Origin of the sequence: Pseudarthrobacter sp. NPDC058362, assembly GCF_042723515.1 — a bacterium.
GTDB lineage: Bacteria > Actinomycetota > Actinomycetes > Actinomycetales > Micrococcaceae > Arthrobacter.
The window spans coordinates 347,922-366,195 of sequence record NZ_JBHXIW010000003.1; the positions used below are offsets into that span (position 1 = coordinate 347,922).

Below are 18,274 nucleotides of genomic sequence, written 5' to 3' on the forward strand. Positions count from 1 at the left end.
CGGGTGCACCGGAGAGTGACCGTGCTGCCCCTGCCGCCGCACGGCGAAGCCAACTAAACTGTGGCTGTCGGATACCGACAGCCACAGTTTTGTTTAACGAGGCAGGAGAACCCGATGCTACATCCGTCTTCCGGTTTCCGTGGTACCAGGGCCGGTGTCACCGAAGGTACGGGTTCAAGCCTGGAGAACGGGGATCCCGGCAAGTCCGTCCCGAGGATGCGGGTGACCTATACATGCGCCAGCGGCCACCTCACCCAGCCCGTTTTCTGCGAACTGCCGGAGGACCAGATTCCTGCGGAGTGGGAGTGCCGGCGCTGCGGGGGAGCGGCCACCAGGGACGGCCTGCCGCCGGAAGCGCACAGTACCACCGAAGAGGGATACAAGACGCACCTGGAATACGTTAAAGAGCGGCGCTCCGGCGAGGACGCCGAGGCTGTCCTGGCCGGAGCGCTGGAGCGCTTACGCGCCCGCGGCGTCCTTCCGGACGAGCTGCTGCGGGACACGTGAAGCAGCATTCTCGTCGATGAGCCACAGTGTCCTCGAGGTTCCGCGCGGACCAGCCGCCGGTACCTGAACAGGATTGGCACCCGCCAGGGCGAGGCCCACGGCACCGGCCTTGTCCTCGCCGGCCACCACCATCCAGACTTCGGCAGCCGTATTGATCGTGGGCAGCGTCAGCGATACGCGCAGGGGCGGCGGCTTCGGGGAGTTGCGCACACCCACCACCGTGAGTTCCTTCTCGCGGATGCCGCCCTGCTCCGGGAAGAGCGAGGCGATGTGCGCGTCAGGACCCACGCCCAGCAGGACCACATCGAGTCTGGGCAGTGCGCCCGGGTTCTCAGGCCTGTCGTCCGACATGTCTGCTGCGTGCTCGGCGGCGGCCGCGTCGCGCAGCTGGCGGGCGTAGTCCGCCGCAGCTTCCTCGGGCGTGGCAAAGTCATCGGATGATCCCGGCTGGTGCACGCGCTCCGGGTCCACCGGAATGTGCGACAACAGGGCATCAAACGCCTGCTTGGTGTTGCGGTCGGGGTCGCCGGCAGCGACGAACCGCTCGTCGCCCCACCAGAAATTGACCTTCGACCAGTCCACGGCCGGCGCCGCCGGGGAATCGGCAACAGCCTTCAGCGTGCCGATGCCGACAGTACCTCCAGTCAGGACCACGGTGGCCTCGCCATGTTTGTCCTGAACATCGACAAGCTTTGTGATCAGGCGGGCCGCAATGGCCGCCATCAGGACGGACGAATCAGGATGGATGCTTACTCGTGGCTCAACGCTCACTGGGTCGGACGCTCCTTAGATTGGTACGTGGCAGTCCAATAGTAATCACTTCGCCGAACACTTCGTCCGGGTCGAGACGGCGGAGTTCCTCCGCAAGGCAGTCGCGGAGGCTGCGCCGTGGCAGCGAAATCCGCTGCGCGGGCTGGCCCGGCTGGGTCAGTTCCGCCACGGAAAGACCCGGACGGAAAAGCTGCACGTCACCGCCGGGGCGTGTGAGCCGCACCCGGCGGATGCCCGTCCCTGCCGGGTCCGCCACGATGGTGACGGGGGCGTCCAGGGTTAGCGTGAGCCATGCAGCCAGCAGGATGGTGCTCGGCGAATCTGAGGCACCCTCCACTGCGACGGCGGTCACGGGGGAGGAGTCCACCTGGTCCAGGACTGCTGCCAGCTGGATCCGCCAGTTGGTCAGGCGGGTCCACGCCAGGTCGGTGTCGCCGGCCTTGTAGGTGCTCCGGATGTTCTCCAGTGCCGCGTGCGGGTCCGCTTCATTGGCGGAATCGGTGATGCGGCGGTGCGCGATCCGGCCGATCGAGGTTTCGCAGGCGTTTTCCGGAGCGCCGTGCGGCCACCAGGCGACGATGGGCGCATCCGGCAGGAGCAGCGCTGCGACCAGCGACTCGCTCTCGTGCGCGAGCTCGCCATAGCCGCGCAGGACAATGACCTCGGAGGCTCCCGCGTCGCCGCCCACCCGGATTTGCGCGTCGAGGCGGTCCGGGTGCTCCTTGCCTGCGTCGGCGAGGACGATGATCCGGCAGGGGTGTTCCCGGCTGGCCTCATTGGCGGCCTCGATGGCGTCTTCTTCCTGGCCCGATTTGGTGACCACCACCAGCGTCAAGACACGGCCCAGAGCGATCACACCGCCCTGCTCGCGCAGGGCCATGATCTTCTTGGAAACCTTCGAGGTAGTGGTGTCCGGCAGGTCTACAATCATGGCCTTCTCCAGGTTCGTCCGTCGCGTGCCAGCAGTTCGTCAGCGGAGGCCGGCCCCCAGGAACCGGGCGCGTACGGCTCGGGCTGTTCGTTCAGCTGTGCCCAGTACTCCTCGAACGGGTCGAGGATCTTCCAGGACAGCTCCACCTCTTCATGCCGCGGGAACAGCGGCGGCTCGCCCAGCAGCACATCCAGGATGAGCCGCTCGTACGCTTCGGGGCTGGACTCCGTGAACGAGTGGCCGTACCCGAAGTCCATCGTCACGTCGCGGACTTCCATCTGCGTGCCGGGGACCTTGGAACCGAAACGGATGGTGACGCCCTCATCCGGCTGGACCCGGATCACCACGGCGTTCTGGCCGAAATCATCCTCGCTGTGGTCCCGGAACAGCAGGTTGGGGGCGCGCTTGAACACCACCGCGATCTCGGTGACGCGGCGGCCCAGGCGCTTGCCCGCGCGCAGGTAGAACGGCACGCCGGCCCAGCGCCGGGTGTGGATATCCACGCGGATGGCCGCGAAGGTTTCCGTGGTGGAGTTGGCCGGGATGCCGTCTTCCTCAAGGTAGCCCTGCACCTGTTCGCCACCCTGCCAACCGCCGGTGAACTGGCCCCGGGCGGAGTGGGCGGAGAGGTCTTCAGGCAGCTTGACCGCGGCCAGCACCTTTTCCTTCTCGGCGCGGAGGTCGTCCGCGTTGAAGGAAATTGGCTCCTCCATCGCGGTCAGCGCAAGCAGCTGCAGCAGATGGTTTTGGATGACATCGCGGGCCGCACCCACGCCGTCGTAATATCCGGCGCGGCCGCCCGTGCCGATGTCCTCCGCCATCGTGATCTGGACGTGGTCCACGTAATTTGCGTTCCACAGCGGCTCGAACAGCTGGTTCGCAAAACGCAGCGCCAGGATGTTCTGGACCGTTTCTTTGCCCAGGTAATGGTCGATCCGGAACACCGCATCCGCGGGGAAAACGGACTCCACGATGTCGTTGAGCTTCCGCGCGGACTCAAGGTCGTGTCCGAACGGCTTCTCGATCACCACACGGCGCCACTTGTCGCCGTCGCCCTGCGCCAGGCCGTGCTTGGACAGCTGGCGGCAGACCTGCTCGAACGCCTTGGGCGGGATCGACAGGTAGAAAGCGTGGTTCCCGCGGGTACCGCGGACCGCGTCAAGCTCATCGATGACTTTCCCCAGGCGCTCAAAGGAACCGTCGTCGTCGAACTCGCCCTGCACAAAACGGACGCCCTCGGACAGCTGGTTCCAGACCGCCTCATCGAAGGGGGTCCGGGCATAGGCCTCCACGGAGTCCTTCACCTGGGCCGCGAAGTCGGCATCGCTCCAGTCACGGCGCCCAAAACCGACCAGCGCGAAGCTCGGCGGCAGCAGGCCCCGGTTAGCCAGGTCATACACCGCGGGCATGAGCTTCTTGCGGGCAAGGTCGCCGGTAACGCCGAAGAGCACCAGCGATGATGGCCCGGCAATCCGGTTCAGACGGCGGTCCCGCGGATCCCGTAGCGGATTCCGCAGGGGTTTGCCGGGACGAGCCCCGGTTGTTCTGCCGTATTCAGTTTCTGGCATGGTTCCTTCGGTGCCTTAGCTTTCGGTAGCGGATGCCCGTGCGGTGAGGGCGAAGATAATGTCCTGCAACTGTGCCACACCCGCGGCGCGGTCCGTGAGGTGCAGGCGCAGGACAGGCCTGCCGTGCTGCTCCAGGACCTGGGCGTCACCGGCCGCCTGGGCTGCGATCAGTTCACCGAAGGTGAACGGCCGGTCCGGAATTGCGAGGTCCTCAGCGGCCTGGGCCGTCACCTGGAGGAACACACCCACGGCCGGCCCGCCCTTGTGGAACTGCCCGGTGGAGTGCAGGAACCGCGGACCCCAGCCGAACGTCACGGGACGTCCGGTCACGGCGGCCAGGCCGTCGCGGATGCCCTCCAGCGGAGCGAAGGCCAAACGGTCGAAGTAGGCCTGGACGCTGAGGTAGCTGTCGCTGCCCAGCGTACCGAGGAGTGCAGCAACGGCACTTTCCGTCGTGGCGGCGTCGTCCAGCCACTCTCCGCCGCGCACCTCGATGGCGCCGTCCACGAACGCGGCCGCCGAAGGCTCAGGCTGTGCGTCCAACAGGCCGCGCGCGGCAACCTTGGCCGCTTCGACATCGGGCTGGTCGAAGGGGTTGATCCCCAGCAGCCGGCCCGCCACGGCGGTGGCGAACTCCCAGACCATCATCTGCGTGGGGAGTCCGCCGGCGATGGCTACCTCGTTCTCGCCGAGTTCGACGTCGGCATCCGCGGCTACCAGCCGCACCACCAGCACGTCGGGGGCGCCTGCGCCCACCTCGGGCGAGGCAGGCCCGGCAACGACCGGCAGGACTCCGGTCCCCAGCTTGCCTGTGGATTCCGCGATGAGCTGTTCTGCCCAGTCGGCGAAGCCCACAATGCCCGAGCCGTCCTCGGCAATGACGATCTTGTCCCGCAGCGGGCTGGTGCCGCCCAGGGCTGCACCCAGGGCGAGGCCGATGTTCTCCGGGGCGTCCTCATTAAGGATTTCCGCAGCTTCCTCAGCCTCGTCCAGGAAAGCCTGGATGTCCACGCCGGCCAGGCCGGACGGAACCAGTCCGAAGGCGGTCAGGGCCGAGTAGCGTCCGCCGACATTCGGATCCGCGTTGAAGACGGCACGGTAGCCTGTCTCGCGCGATGCCTTGTCCAGTGGTGAGCCTGGATCGGTCACGATGATGATGCGGCTCTTTGCGTCGAGTCCGGCTTCGTTGAAGGCGTGTTCGAAGATCCGGCGCTGCGAGTCGGTTTCCAGGGTGGAACCGGACTTGGACGAGACCACGATCGCGGTCTGCTCCAGCCGGTCAGCCAGGGCAGCACGGACCTGGTCCGGGTCCGTGCTGTCCAGCACCGTCAGCTCGACGCCTGCCGTTCCGGCCATCACCTCCGGGGCGAGCGAGGACCCGCCCATGCCACAGAGGACAATGCGCGTGATCCCTTCGGCCCGCAGGGCGTCGCGGAGTTCCAGGATCTGCGGCACCAAAGGCTGCGAGACGGTGGCCGCCTCCACCCAGCCGAGCCGGACCGCGGACTCCGCCTCGGCGTCGGGACCCCACAGGGTGTGGTCCTTGGCGAAGATCCTTGTCGCGATCCGGTCCTCGACCAGGGCGGGCAGGTGCTGTTCAGCGGCTTTCCGGGCCGCGCCGGTGGCGTCGTAGCTGAGAGTGCTCATGGGGGACTAGGAAGCCTTCCGTGCAGCGGCGAGGGCGCCTTCGACGTCGGCCAGGAGTTCCTTCCAGCTGGCCACGAACTTGTCGAGCCCTTCGGACTCGAGGAGCGCGACGACGTCGTTGTAGGAGACACCGAGCTTCTCAAGGGCATCCAGGGTGGCGTTGGCTTCCGCGTACGTGCCGGTGATGGTGTCGCCGGTAACCACGCCGTGGTCGAAGGTAGCGTCCAGGGTCTTCTCCGGCATGGTGTTGACCACTCCGGCGGCCACCAGTTCGGTCACGTAGAGGGTGTCCGGGTAGGCCGGGTCCTTGACACCGGTGGAGGCCCACAGCGGGCGCTGGGGGCGTGCACCGGCTTCGGCGAGCAGGGCCCAGCGTTCGGTGGTGAAGAGCTCTTCGTAGACCTGGTAGGCGAGGCGGGCGTTCGCGACTCCAGCCTTGCCCTTGAGTGCCTTGGCTTCCTCGGTGCCGAGAGCGTCGAGGCGCTTGTCGATTTCGGTGTCCACGCGGGAGACGAAGAAGGACGCCACGGAGTGGATCTTCGAGAGGTCGTGGCCGTTCTCCTTCGCCTGCTCCAGGCCGGACTGGAAGGCGTTGATGACGGCCCGGTAGCGCTCCAGGGAGAAGATCAGGGTCACGTTGACGCTGATGCCCTCGGCGAGGGTGGTCGTGATGGCTTCCAGGCCCTCGAGCGTGGCGGGGATCTTGATCAGGACGTTATCCTTGTTGACCTTCTTGAACAGGTGTTTGGCCTCCGCAATGGTACCGGCGGTGTCCCAGGCGAGGCGCGGGTCCACCTCAATGGAGACGCGGCCGTCCACGCCGTTGGTGGCTGCGGCGACCGGGGCGAACAGATCGCAGGCATCGGCCACGTCCGTGGTGGTGATTTCGAAGATGGTGTCCTCGATGGACGCGCCGGCTGCAGCCTGGGCGGCGATGGTGGCGTCGTAGTCGGTGCCGGCTGTGATGGCCGCGTGGAAGATGGACGGGTTGGTGGTCACGCCGACCACGTTCTTCTCTTCGATGAGCTTGCGGAGGGTGCCCGTTTCGAGGCGGCCGCGGGAGAGGTCATCGAGCCAGATCGAAACGCCGGCGTCGGACAGCTGCTGGGTGGGAGTAGTCATGTTCTTGTCTCCTGGAAATCGGGTTAGGCCTGGAGGCCTGCGAGGGAGTCCTTGGCGGCGGCGGCCACGGCCTCGGCCGTGATGCCGAACTCCTGGAAGAGCCGCTTGTAGTCGGCGGAGGCGCCGTAGTGCTCGAGGCTGATGGAACGGCCGGCGTCGCCGACGAATTCCTTCCAGCCCAGGGCCAGGCCGGCCTCGACGGACACGCGTGCCTTCACGGCGGCCGGGAGGACGGATTCGCGGTAAGCGGCGTCCTGCTTGTTGAACCACTCCACGCAGGGCATGGAGACCACGCGGGTGGCGATGCCTTCGGCCTGGAGCGCTTCGCGGGCCTGGACGGCCAGCTGGACCTCGGAACCGGTGGCGATCAGGATGGCATCGGCCGGCACGGTGGCGCCCTCCTTCGAGGCCTCGGCCAGGACGTAGCCGCCCTTCGCGACACCTGCGGTGGAAGCGAAGGTGTCGCCGTCGGCGTCGCCCGTTCCCCGTTCCCAGGTGGGGATGTTCTGCCGGGTGAGCACGATGCCGGCCGGGTTGCTGTGGTTCTCCAACATGGTCTTCCAGGCTGCTGCGACCTCGTTGGCGTCGCCGGGGCGGACGACGTCCAAGCCGACGATGGCACGCAGCGAGGCGAGCTGTTCCACGGGCTGGTGGGTGGGGCCGTCTTCGCCGAGGCCGATGGAGTCGTGCGTCCACACGTAGAGGGACGGGACGCCCATCAGTGCACCGAGGCGGATGGCCGGGCGCTGGTAGTCGGAGAAGATCAGGAACGTGCCGGAGAACGCGCGGGTCCGGCCGTGCAGGCTGATGCCGTTCACGATCGAGGCGGCGGCGTGCTCGCGGATACCGAAGTGCAGGACGCGGCCGTACGGGTTTCCGGACCACGCGTCAGTCTGCTTGGAGGCCGGCACGAACGACGGCGAGCCTTCGATAGTGGTGTTGTTCGACTCGGCGAGGTCGGCGGAGCCACCCCACAGTTCCGGCATGACCGGGCCGAGAGCGTTCAGGACCTTGCCGGAGGCCGCACGGGTGGAGACGTCCTTGCCGGCGGGGAACACGGGCAGCGCTTCGTCGATGCCTGCGGGAAGTTCCTTGGCTTCGATCCGCTGCAGCAGCTCGGCGCCTTCCGGGTTTGCCGCCTGCCAGGCGTTGAAGGACTCTTCCCATTCCTTGCGGGCAGCGGCGCCGCGCTCCACGACAGAGCGGGCGTGGGCCAGGACTTCCTGGTCCACCTCGAAGGATTTGGCCGGGTCGAAACCCAGCACTTCCTTCAACGCGGCCACTTCCTCGGCGCCCAGGGCGGAACCGTGGATCTTGCCGGTGTTCTGCTTCTTCGGGGCCGGGTAGCCGATGATGGTGCGCAGCGAAACGATGGACGGCTTGGACGTCTCGGCCTTGGCCGCGAGGAGTGCGGAGTACAGCTCCTGCACGTCCTCCTTGTATTCGCCGGTCTTGGTCCAGTCCACTCGCTGGACATGCCATCCGTAGGCCTCATAGCGCTTCAGGACATCCTCGGTGAACGCGATGTCCGTGTCGTCCTCGATGGAAATGTGGTTCTCGTCGTAAACGACAACAAGGTTGCCCAGTTCCTGGTGCCCGGCCAGCGACGAAGCCTCAGCCGTCACGCCTTCCTGCAGGTCGCCGTCGGACGCAATGACCCAGATCGTGTGGTCGAACGGGCTGGTGCCCGGGGCGGCATCGGCGTCGAACAAACCGCGCTGGCGGCGCTGGGAATACGCAAAGCCAACCGAGGACGCCAGGCCCTGGCCCAGCGGTCCGGTGGTGATCTCCACGCCTGCCGTGTGCTTGTACTCGGGGTGGCCCGGGGTGAGCGAACCCCAAGTGCGCAGCGACTCAAGGTCCTTCAGCTCCAGACCATAGCCGGACAGGAACAGCTGGATGTACAGCGTGAGCGACGTGTGGCCGGGGGAGAGGATGAACCGGTCACGGCCAATCCACTCAGGGTTCCGCGGGTCGTGGCGCATCAGCTTCTGGAAGAGAAGATACGCGGCCGGAGCCAGGCTCATTGCCGTGCCGGGGTGGCCGTTGCCCACCTTCTCCACGGCATCCGCAGCGAGGACGCGGACGGTGTCCACGGCGCGCTGGTCCAACTCGGTCCATGACAGTTCTTGCTCTTCCAAATGTGGCACGAAAACCGGGCCCCTCTCTGTGCTGATGGCAGGCGGCACACCGGATCCGTGTGAAGGCACGTTGCATGGCGCCTGCTGCGGTGTGTACCAGCCGTTCACCATCGAAACGTTGATCTATCACTCAGCCACCGGCCAGCCCGGGACGGCCCTTTTAAGCTGTTCCCGGCTGCGTGCTGATCTGGTGACAGCTTAGCTCTATTCCACCTTGTGGGCAGCGCAAATCTCACGTTCTGGACGCAATTTCCCCTTATGTGAATGTGGTTTAAGTGCGCCTGACTTAATCTGCTCGAAACGTTGCGCGCGCAATCACCAGCACCTATGGGCGGGCCGCCGGGAGGGTGCCGGCGCGGTATGATATTCGGAGGCCTCCGCCGGAACGCGCGCCTCGATCAGGCGCCACGGCATTCTCCATGCCGCACAAAACTGCCACACAGAACGGGTGACTGCCACCGTGAGCACTACTGATACGCCGCTGAACGCTTCCCGGGCACCACGTGCCGGGTTTGCACGTAAGGCTAAGGCGTATCTCGCCCTCACCAAGCCGCGGGTCATCGAACTCCTGCTGGTCAGCACGCTCCCCACGATGATCTATGCGGAGCGGGGCTTCCCGTCCATCGGCCTGATCCTCGCCACCCTGGTTGGCGGCGCCTTCGCCGCTGGCAGTGCCGGTGCGTTCAACTGCTACATCGACCGGGACATCGACAAGCTCATGCAGCGCACCGAGAACCGCCCGCTGGTCACTGGTGAGGTCACTCCCCGCGAGGCGCTGGTGTTCTCGTGGCTCCTGGGAGCGGCTGCCATCATCATCCTGTGGTTCGGGGCCAATCCGCTGTCTGCATGGCTCGGCCTCGGCGCGATCTTCTTCTACGTGGTGATTTACACGATCGTCCTCAAGCGCCGCACCGCACAGAACATCGTGTGGGGCGGGGCAGCAGGCTGCTTCCCGGTACTGATCGCCTGGGCGGCCGTCACCAACTCCGTGGAATGGCCGGCGATCATCCTGTTCATGGTGATCTTCCTGTGGACACCGCCGCATTACTGGCCGCTGTCCATGCGGTACGGCGAGGACTACCGCAATGCCAAGGTGCCCATGCTTGGGGCCATTGCCGGTGCCAAGGTGGTTTCCGTCCAGGTGGTGCTCTACGCCTGGGCCATGGTGGCATGCTCGCTGCTGATGATTCCTGCCGGCGGGGCAGGCTGGGTCTACACCATCACCGCCGTACTGGCTGGTGCCTGGTTCCTCTACGAATCCCATGCCCTGTACAACCGCGCGCAGCGCGAGGACATCCCGGACAAACGGGCCATGAAGGTCTTCCACGGTTCCATCAGCTATCTGACGCTGCTGTTCCTGGCGCTGGCCGTGGACCCGTTCATCGGCCCCGCAGTGATGGCCGGCTGACCCTCTCTCACTTAGCGTCGGACTTCGCCGGACGCTCTCTCACCCGGGCGTCACAAACAGCCCGTTTCAGAACGTCGGTTGAGTGGGGAGTGCGAGAGCGTTGCCCGGGAGGCGGCGTTAAGTGCGAGAGCGTTGCCCGGAAACCTGCAGTATCTGAGAGAGCGTCGCTACTTCACCGGGCTCCAACGAGCCAGGTCCCAGGTGTTGGTGGCCGCTGCCATCAACAGTGCGGCGCCAAGCATGTGGGTCCCCACGAGCAGAGCGGGGATGCCGTTGTAGTACTGCGTGAACCCGATGACGGCCTGCAGCACCGTGACGGCAAGGAGCCCCAGGACGGCGGCACGGAAGGGCCCGCGGATGCGGCGCATCAGGACCACGGCCAGCGCCACGGCTGTTCCCGCGGTCACCAAATAGGCCGGTACTGCGTGGATGTGGGAGAAGAGGTCCCAGTCGAGGCCATTGCGCGGCGCCTCAGCGTCACCGGCATGCGGCCCCGCGCCCGTCACGGCGACGCCCAGCACGACGGCAAGGGAAGCAAAAAGCGCGACGGCGGCAGTCACCGGCCGCATCATTCCGGGCAGTGCGGGCAGCGCCAGGGTCTGGAACCTGCCGGTCCGGCCGAAGGCGCGGTTCACCAACAGCGTGGCGAAGACCACCAGGGCCATGGACACCAGGAAGTGCAGCCCGACCACCCAGGGGTTGAGCCCGGTCAGAACGGTGATGCCGCCGATGACCGCCTGTGCCGGGATGCTGGCCAGCAGTCCGAGGGCCAGGAGGAACAGGTCGCGGCGTTCCCTGCGAAGATTCCACAGGTAGACCAGCATGAGGGCCGCTACGGCCGCCAGCGCAAACGTCAGGAGCCGGTTCCCGAACTCGATGAAGCCGTGGATGCCCATCTCGGGCGTGTTCACCAGCGAGGTCTCGGTGCAGCGCGGCCAGGTGGGGCAGCCCAGCCCCGAGGAGGTCAGACGGACGGCACCCCCGGTCACCACGAGTACTGTCTGGCCCACCAGGGAGGCGACGGCGAGTCCGCGGATCCGCTTGTCGACGGCGCGGGGCAGCCGCGACACGAATCGGCCGGCGAACTGGGGGAGGCGTGAAGCCGTACTCACGGGTTATCTCAATTCCACTTGAACCAACGGATGGCTGCCGCCCCGGCCAGAACGGTCCAGAGCACCAGTATGAGGGCGGCCCCGATATTAAGGGAGCCGCTGAGGAAAGCTTCGCGGAGGGCTTCTCCCAAGGCGCCGGACGGCAGCAGCGTAACGATGCCGGCCGCCGCCCCGGGCAGTCGCTCCGCGGGCATCATGATCCCGCCGAGCGCGGCAAGGAGGATCCAGAGCAAATTGGTGATGGCCAGGGTGGCTTCGGGGCGGACGGTGCCCGCGACCAGCAGGCCGAGCGCGGTGAACGCCGCCGCGCCCAGGACCAGCAGGGCCAGCCCGGGAAGCCACCCGGCACCCAGGGGCCGCCAGCCCAGTGGCAGCGACACCGCAGCCACCGCAGCAGTCTGCAGGGCGAGCACGGCCAGGACGGAGAGCGCTTTGCCGGCAAGGAGCCCGCCGCGGCCCAGGGGAGTGGTGGACAGGAATCGCAGCACGCCGTACCGCCGGTCGAAACCGGTGGCGATGCCCTGTCCGGTGAACGCCGTGGACATGGCACACAGTGCAAGGATGCCGGGTACGGCCACGTCGATCCGGCTTGCGCCGAACCCGTCCAGGAACGGAGTGACAGTTAGACCAACGAGAGCCAGGAGGGGCAGGACAATGGCCAGGATGAGCTGCTCGCCGTTCCGGAGCATGGACAGCGCTTCATAGCGGCCCTGCAGCAGGATCCGGCGGCCCAGGGAGGCAGGCGCGGCGGCAGGAGTGGCAATCATCGGATGTCCTTTCCGGAGATGTCCAGGAAGACGTCCTCCAGGCTGCGGGCCTGCAGGCTCATGGCGGCGGGCATGATGCCGTGCGCTTCCCACCAGGCGGCCAGGGCGGCCAGGTGGCCCGGCGTCAGGGCGCCGGTCACGGTGTAGCTGCCGGCCCTCGGCTCGGAGACTTCGACGCCGGCGGGCAGTACGCCGCCCAGGTCCAGTCCGGGGGCCGCGTCGAACACCAGGGTCCGCACATGCTCGGCGCCTTCCTCCACCTCAGGGCTCCGCTGCAGCAACTGCTGGACGGTTCCCTCGGCGACGTTCCGTCCGCCGTCGATGATGTACACGTAATCCGCGAGCCGCTGCGCGTCGTCCATCAGATGCGTGGTGAGGACGATGCCCATGCCGCCGTCGCGCAGCTCAGCGATGAGGTCAAAGACCAGTTGGCGGGACTGCGGATCCAGGCCGGCGCTGGGTTCGTCGAGGAAGAGGACTTCCGGGCGGCCCACCAGGGCCGCGGCCAGCGCCAGGCGCTGCCGCTGCCCGCCGGACAAGCGCCGCACCGTGGTTCGGGCGAACCCGCCGATGCCCAGCCGGTCTGCCAGCTCGTCCACGGGCCAGGGGTTGGCGTAAAGGCCGGCAATGTGCCGGAGGAGCGAAAGGGGACGGGCCGACGGCGGGAGGCCGCCATCCTGGAGCATCACACCCACGCGGGCCCGCAGCGCAGCGCCAGCCGCGGCGGGGTCCTGTCCCAGCAGCGAGATGGTACCGCCGCTCCGCTTCTGCAGGCCTTGGGCACATTCGAGGGTGGTGGTCTTGCCGGCGCCGTTCGCCCCCAGCAGGGCTGTGACCTGGCCGGGCTCGGCGTGGAGGGAGACTCCGCCTACCACGCGCAGCATTTTGCCGTCCAGGGCGGCCAGCGGGCCGACGTCCTTTATCAGCCCACGTATGGACAGGACGGGAGAGATGGGGGATCGCACCCGAGTATTCTACGGGACGTAGTATTCTCTCCCATATCAACGGCGGACAGCCGGCCCAGGTCAGGCCAGCCTCCCCTTACTGGAGACATGGACTAAATTACGACATGATTGTGTTGTGTATTCCATGACTACTGCTTCCGCCGTGCCCTTGGCCGGGCCGGTGGCCGACGCCGACGAGCGGACCCGGGACCGGGTCCTCGCCGCCGTCCTGGAACACGGCCCTGTCAGCGCCGCTGAACTGGGCGAGCTCCTGGGCTTTACCCCCGCTGCGGTGCGCCGCCACCTGGACCATCTGTCCCGCGCCGGCGTCATTGAAGTCAAGCGCGTTGCCCGCGCGGGCGGCGGTGCCGGCCGTCCGGCGCGCCGGTATGTGCTCAGTTCACAGGGACAGTCCACCCTTGGCAACGACTATCTGGATATCGCCGCCCTTGCGCTCAAGGAACTGCAGGCGATCGGCGGCCCGGACGCGGTGCGGGCGTTCGCCGTCGAGCGTTTCGCCGAAATGGAGGCCCGCTACGCCCCCGAGGTCGAGCAGGCCGGCCCGGAGATTGCCGATCGCGCCAAAGCGCTGGCAGCAGCCTTGAGCCGCGACAACTTCGTGGCGTCTGCCGCCTCCATCGAGGCCAAGGCGCCCCTCCCGGCGGCCCTCTCCAGCGTGCAGTTGTGCCAGGGGCATTGCCCCATCCAGCAGCTCGCGGCGAAATTCCCGGTGTTCTGCGACGTGGAGACGGAAGTCTTCTCCCGGCTGGTGGGCGTGGACGTCCGCCGGCTGTCAACCCTGGCCCGTGGCGGCCACGTCTGCACCACCCATATACCTACAGGCAGGCTGCCTGTGCGGGAGCCGGCCGGTTCCTCCGCAGTCCCCGCCCGCCTGGACGACGAATCCAACCATCAGCAAGAAAGGCCGTGATGACGGACCAACTATCAGAGAAAGCAGCCGAAAACACTGTGATCTCCGAGATTCTGGAAAAGAATCCCGAGCTGCACGGCATCGGCACCTACGAGTACGGCTGGGCTGACAAGAACGACGTCGGTGCCAACGCCCGCCGTGGGCTCGACGAAGAGGTTGTCCGCGACATCTCGGCCAAGAAGAGCGAGCCGGAGTGGATGCTGGACCTGCGCCTCAAGGGCCTGAAGTACTTTGACCGCAAGCCCATGCCCACCTGGGGTGCGGACCTGTCAGGCATTGACTTCGACAACATTAAGTACTTCGTGCGCTCCACCGAGAAGCAGGCCGCTTCCTGGGAAGACCTGCCCGAGGACATCCGGAACACGTACGAGAAGCTGGGCATCCCGGAAGCCGAGCGCAGCCGCCTGGTTTCCGGCGTTGCCGCGCAGTACGAGTCCGAGGTGGTCTACCACCAGATCCGCGAGGACCTTGAGGCCCAGGGCGTCATCTTCCTGGACACGGATACCGCGCTGAAGGAACACCCGGAGATTTTCCAGGAATACTTCGGCACCGTCATCCCGGTGGGCGACAACAAGTTTGCTTCGCTCAACACGGCGGTATGGTCCGGCGGCTCCTTCGTGTACGTCCCCAAGGGCGTCCACGTCGACATCCCGCTGCAGGCATACTTCCGCATCAACACCGAGAACATGGGCCAGTTTGAGCGGACCCTGATCATCGCGGACGAAGACTCCTACGTGCACTACATCGAGGGCTGCACCGCCCCGATCTACACGTCCGACTCCCTGCACTCGGCCGTCGTGGAGATCATCGTCAAGAAGGGCGCCCGCGTCCGGTACACGACCATCCAGAACTGGTCCAACAACGTGTACAACCTGGTGACCAAGCGTGCCGTCTGCGAAGAGGGCGCCACCATGGAATGGGTCGACGGCAACATCGGCTCCAAGGTGACCATGAAGTACCCGGCCGTCTACCTTGTAGGCGAGCACGCCAAGGGTGAAACCCTGTCCATCGCGTTCGCCGGCGAAGGCCAGCACCAGGACACCGGGTCCAAGATGGTGCACATCGCGCCGAACACCAAGAGTTCCATCATCTCCAAGTCGGTGGCCCGCGGCGGCGGCCGTGCGGCTTACCGCGGCCTGGTCCAGGTCCGCGAAGGAGCCAAGCACTCGGCCAACACCGTGCGCTGTGACGCGCTGCTGGTGGACACCATCAGCCGCTCGGACACCTACCCGTACATCGACATCCGCGAGGATGACGTCGTGATGGGTCACGAGGCAACGGTTTCCCGGGTCAGCGAGGAGCAGCTCTTCTACCTGATGTCCCGCGGCATGCGCGAAGACGAAGCGATGGCGATGATCGTCCGCGGCTTCATCGAGCCCATTGCCCGCGAGCTCCCCATGGAGTACGCACTCGAGCTGAACCGCCTCATTGAACTGCAGATGGAAGGGTCCGTCGGATAACGATGACTGAAATCACTACTGAAAAGGCGCGCATCGGCGCGCCTTCAGCCCAGCCGTTCATCAACGGCTTCACGGAGGAAGGCGAGAGCCTCTCGCCGATCAACGCCGCGGGTGCCAAGGCACCCCTGGCTGGCGCCTCCACCAAGAGCCACTCCCACGGAGGCGGAGAAGGCGTCCCGGACAGCTCCCGTGCCGGCCGCCTCACCTCCTACAACCTGGCCGACTTCAAGCCGCTGACCGGCATGGAGGAAGACTGGCGCTTCACCCCGCTGAAGCGGCTCCGTGGCCTGCACAGTGAGGTCCTGTCGGGTTCGGGACCCGCCGTCACCGTCAGCGGCCCGGAGCAGGTCCGGGTTGAAACCGTGGGCCGCGGCGACAGCCGTATCGGCACCGCCGGCATCCCGGAAGACCGCGTGTCCGCCAACGCCTGGGAGAACTTTGCAGAGGCCACCGTGCTCACGGTCCCCTCGGAGTTCGAAGCCGCCACGGAAATCACCGTGGACATCGAGGGCTCCGCTGCGGACGCCGCCGCGCAGCACCTGGTGATCGTCGCGGAGAAATTCTCCAGGTCCGTCGTCGTCCTGAACCACCGCGGATCCGCTGTGCTGTCGCAGAACGTGGAAATCGTCGTCGAAGACGGCGCCGCCCTGACCGTCGTCACCCTGCAGGAATGGAACGACGACGCCGTGCACGCGTCCTCCCAGCAGGCGAAGATCGGCCGCGACGCCAAGTTCAAGCACATCATGGTCAGCCTTGGCGGCGACCTGGTCCGTGTCACCCCGTCCGCCCGCTTCACCGCACCGGGCGGCGAGGCGGAAATGTTCGGCCTGTACTTCGCAGACGCCGGGCAGCACCTGGAGCAGCGGCTGTTCGTGGATCACGCACAGCCCAACTGCAAGTCCAACGTGCTCTACAAGGGCGCCCTCCAGGGCCGCAACGCCCACGCCGTCTGGGTTGGCGACGTCCTGATCCGCAAGGAAGCCGAAGGCACAGACACCTACGAGGCCAACCGCAACCTCCTGCTGACCGACGGTGCCCGCGCCGACTCCGTGCCGAACCTCGAAATCGAGACCGGCCTGATCGAGGGTGCAGGCCACGCCAGCGCCACCGGCCGCATGGATGACGAGCACCTGTTCTACCTGATGGCACGCGGCATCCCGGAGGATGTTGCCCGCCGCCTGGTGGTCCGGGGCTTCCTGAACGAGATCATCCAGCAGATCAAGGTTCCCTCCCTCGAGGAGCGGCTCACCGAGGCTGTGGAGCACGAACTCGCGCTGACGGACAACTGAGGGACGGGTCATGAGCAACCAGCCGAAGGGTGAGCTTGTCTGCAAGGCGGACGAGATCAAGCCCAAGCAGGCCCTGCGCATCCTGATCGACGACTATCCGGTCGCCGTGGTAAAGGATTCCATGGGCGAAATCCATGCGATCGGGGACACCTGCTCGCATGCCGATATTTCGCTCTCCGAAGGCGACGTTGAAGGCTGCGCCATCGAGTGCTGGGGCCATGGTTCCCAGTTCGACCTGCGCAGCGGCCAGCCGCTGCAGTTGCCTGCTTATGACCCCGTTCCGGTTTTCGCCGTTGAGATCCATGGCGACGACGTGTACGTGGACGTCACCAACGTCCTCAATGGCGCCTCCGTCACCGGCTAGCACCACAGATTTACGAAACTACTTCCAGATAAAAGACCGCACCGCGCCGGGAGGCACGGTGCAGAGGAGAACACGGACACATGTCTACTCTTGAGATCAAGGACCTGCACGTCAGCATTGAGACGGAGCAGGGCACCAAGGAAATCCTGAAGGGCGTCAGCCTGACGATCCGCACGGGCGAAACCCACGCGATCATGGGCCCCAACGGTTCGGGGAAGTCCACCCTTGCTTCCACCATCGCCGGCCACCCCCGCTACAACGTCACCAGCGGTTCCATCACGCTGGACGGCGAAGACGTGCTGGAAATGAGCGTGGACGAGCGCGCCCGCGCCGGTGTCTTCCTGGCCATGCAGTACCCGGTCGAGGTGCCCGGGGTGAGCATGACCAACTTCCTGCGCACCGCCAAGACCGCGATCGACGGCGAAGCCCCCAAGCTGCGCACCTGGACCAAGGACGTCAAGGCTGCTATGGAGCAGTTGCGCATTGACGCCGACTTCGCCCAGCGCAACGTCAACGAAGGCTTCTCCGGCGGCGAAAAGAAGCGCGTGGAAATCCTCCAGCTCGAGCTGTTCAAGCCCAAGTTCGCCGTCCTGGATGAGACCGACTCCGGCCTGGACGTTGACGCGTTGAAGGTCGTCTCCGAAGGCGTCAACCGGGCACACGCTGAAGGCAACATGGGCACGCTGCTCATCACGCACTACACCCGCATCCTGCGCTACATCAAGCCGGACTTCGTGCACGTGTTCGTTGATGGCCAGGTCGTTGAGGAAGGCGGCCCCGAGCTGGCCGACCGCCTGGAAGAAGAAGGCTACGACCGCTACGCCAAGGGTGCCGGCGCTGCCGCTGCACCCGCCGTGGCGCAGGTCCAGTAAGGACTGGCCATGACCGAAATCACGCCGGGCCAGACGGCCTTGGAGGATGTCGAAGAGGCGCTCAAGGATGTGATCGACCCGGAACTGGGCGTGAACATCGTGGACCTCGGGTTGCTCTACGGCCTGAAGTACTCGGACGACGACGGCGCGCTGCTGATCGACATGACGCTGACCACGGCAGCGTGCCCGCTCACCGATGTGCTCGAAGAGCAGGTGGGCAAGGCCCTGGACGGTGTCGTGGACGACTGGCGCCTGAACTGGGTATGGATGCCGCCATGGGGTCCCGAACGGATTACCGACGATGGCAAGGACCAGATGAGGGCCCTCGGCTTCAACATCTAAATAGAGTACGACGGCGGGCCGCGTACATTAAGCCGCTAGGTGACACAGCCGCCCGGGGTTAAAAAGAGAGGGGGAGGAGGGGGGCGCCCCCGCAGAGT

General features: G+C 66.3%; 17 protein-coding genes. 8 read left to right on the forward strand and 9 right to left on the reverse strand.

Translation table 11 applies throughout. The features are described from left to right. The first annotated feature begins 114 nt into the window (after positions 1-114). Positions 115-507 (forward strand): RNA polymerase-binding protein RbpA, encoded by a 393-nt coding sequence (locus ACFWIX_RS09165; protein ID WP_377215809.1) that lies wholly within the window; start codon positions 115-117, stop codon positions 505-507. Here the strand turns inward: ACFWIX_RS09165 and pgl are convergent. The 6 genes from pgl to tkt are packed head-to-tail and all read right to left on the reverse strand — an operon-like array spanning position 460 to position 8,687. Beyond that, on the reverse strand, positions 460-1,278 hold the full coding sequence (gene pgl / locus ACFWIX_RS09170; RefSeq protein WP_377215810.1) for a 6-phosphogluconolactonase: 819 nt from the start codon (positions 1,276-1,278) through the stop codon (positions 460-462). The genes ACFWIX_RS09165 and pgl overlap by 48 nt on opposite strands. Further along, positions 1,268-2,209, reverse strand: a complete 942-nt coding sequence (locus ACFWIX_RS09175; protein ID WP_377215811.1) for a glucose-6-phosphate dehydrogenase assembly protein OpcA — start codon at positions 2,207-2,209, stop codon at positions 1,268-1,270. The genes pgl and ACFWIX_RS09175 overlap by 11 nt, the downstream gene beginning before the upstream one ends. After that, on the reverse strand, positions 2,206-3,777 hold the full coding sequence (zwf, locus tag ACFWIX_RS09180) for a glucose-6-phosphate dehydrogenase (RefSeq protein ID WP_377215812.1): 1,572 nt from the start codon (positions 3,775-3,777) through the stop codon (positions 2,206-2,208). Before zwf ends, ACFWIX_RS09175 begins: the two co-directional genes overlap by 4 nt. A gap of 15 nt (positions 3,778-3,792) precedes the next feature. Further along, the gene (locus tag ACFWIX_RS09185; protein WP_377215813.1) at positions 3,793-5,424 is read right to left on the reverse strand and encodes a glucose-6-phosphate isomerase; all 1,632 of its coding nucleotides are present in this window, start codon (positions 5,422-5,424) and stop codon (positions 3,793-3,795) included. 6 nt (positions 5,425-5,430) lie between these two features. Continuing rightward, a complete protein-coding gene (gene tal, locus ACFWIX_RS09190; protein WP_377215814.1) occupies positions 5,431-6,546 on the reverse strand; it encodes a transaldolase in 1,116 nt (371 codons plus the stop codon). A 23-nt stretch (positions 6,547-6,569) separates the two neighbouring features. Further along, positions 6,570-8,687 carry a transketolase gene (gene tkt, locus ACFWIX_RS09195; RefSeq protein ID WP_377215912.1) on the reverse strand — a complete coding sequence of 706 codons (2,118 nt, stop codon included), beginning with the start codon at positions 8,685-8,687 and terminating at the stop codon, positions 6,570-6,572. 448 nt (positions 8,688-9,135) lie between these two features. Here tkt and ACFWIX_RS09200 point away from each other — a divergent pair, with 448 nt between their 5' ends. Continuing rightward, entirely contained in the window at positions 9,136-10,095 is a 960-nt protein-coding gene (locus tag ACFWIX_RS09200; protein ID WP_377215815.1) for a heme o synthase, read from the forward strand. A gap of 167 nt (positions 10,096-10,262) precedes the next feature. Here ACFWIX_RS09200 and ACFWIX_RS09205 read toward each other — a convergent pair whose 3' ends face one another. From ACFWIX_RS09205 to ACFWIX_RS09215, 3 genes are read right to left on the reverse strand one after another with little or no spacing between them, the layout of a single operon-like run. Next, positions 10,263-11,207 carry a heme A synthase gene (locus ACFWIX_RS09205; RefSeq protein WP_377215816.1) on the reverse strand — a complete coding sequence of 315 codons (945 nt, stop codon included), beginning with the start codon at positions 11,205-11,207 and terminating at the stop codon, positions 10,263-10,265. An 8-nt stretch (positions 11,208-11,215) separates the two neighbouring features. Continuing rightward, the gene (locus ACFWIX_RS09210; protein ID WP_377215817.1) at positions 11,216-11,974 is read right to left on the reverse strand and encodes an ABC transporter permease; all 759 of its coding nucleotides are present in this window, start codon (positions 11,972-11,974) and stop codon (positions 11,216-11,218) included. Further along, complete coding sequence (locus ACFWIX_RS09215) at positions 11,971-12,939, reverse strand: ABC transporter ATP-binding protein (protein WP_377215818.1); 969 nt, start codon at positions 12,937-12,939, stop codon at positions 11,971-11,973. The genes ACFWIX_RS09210 and ACFWIX_RS09215 overlap by 4 nt, the downstream gene beginning before the upstream one ends. Positions 12,940-13,063: 124 nt before the next feature. On the opposite strand from ACFWIX_RS09215, the gene ACFWIX_RS09220 reads away from it, so the two are divergent. From ACFWIX_RS09220 to ACFWIX_RS09245, 6 genes are all read left to right on the forward strand, one after another. Then, positions 13,064-13,849, forward strand: coding sequence for a helix-turn-helix transcriptional regulator (locus tag ACFWIX_RS09220; protein ID WP_377215819.1), 786 nt, complete (start codon positions 13,064-13,066; stop codon positions 13,847-13,849). Then, positions 13,849-15,309: a Fe-S cluster assembly protein SufB gene (sufB, locus tag ACFWIX_RS09225; RefSeq protein ID WP_377215820.1), complete on the forward strand. Its 1,461-nt coding sequence runs from the start codon at positions 13,849-13,851 to the stop codon at positions 15,307-15,309. Before ACFWIX_RS09220 ends, sufB begins: the two co-directional genes overlap by 1 nt. Before the next feature lie 2 nt (positions 15,310-15,311). Then, positions 15,312-16,598, forward strand: coding sequence for a Fe-S cluster assembly protein SufD (gene sufD / locus ACFWIX_RS09230; protein WP_377215821.1), 1,287 nt, complete (start codon positions 15,312-15,314; stop codon positions 16,596-16,598). Between the two features lie 10 nt (positions 16,599-16,608). Further along, positions 16,609-16,962: a non-heme iron oxygenase ferredoxin subunit gene (locus ACFWIX_RS09235; RefSeq protein ID WP_377215822.1), complete on the forward strand. Its 354-nt coding sequence runs from the start codon at positions 16,609-16,611 to the stop codon at positions 16,960-16,962. An 80-nt stretch (positions 16,963-17,042) separates the two neighbouring features. After that, on the forward strand, positions 17,043-17,834 hold the full coding sequence (sufC, locus tag ACFWIX_RS09240) for a Fe-S cluster assembly ATPase SufC (protein WP_377215823.1): 792 nt from the start codon (positions 17,043-17,045) through the stop codon (positions 17,832-17,834). Between the two features lie 9 nt (positions 17,835-17,843). Next, the gene (locus tag ACFWIX_RS09245; RefSeq protein WP_377215824.1) at positions 17,844-18,176 is read left to right on the forward strand and encodes a metal-sulfur cluster assembly factor; all 333 of its coding nucleotides are present in this window, start codon (positions 17,844-17,846) and stop codon (positions 18,174-18,176) included. Positions 18,177-18,274: the final 98 nt, after the last annotated feature.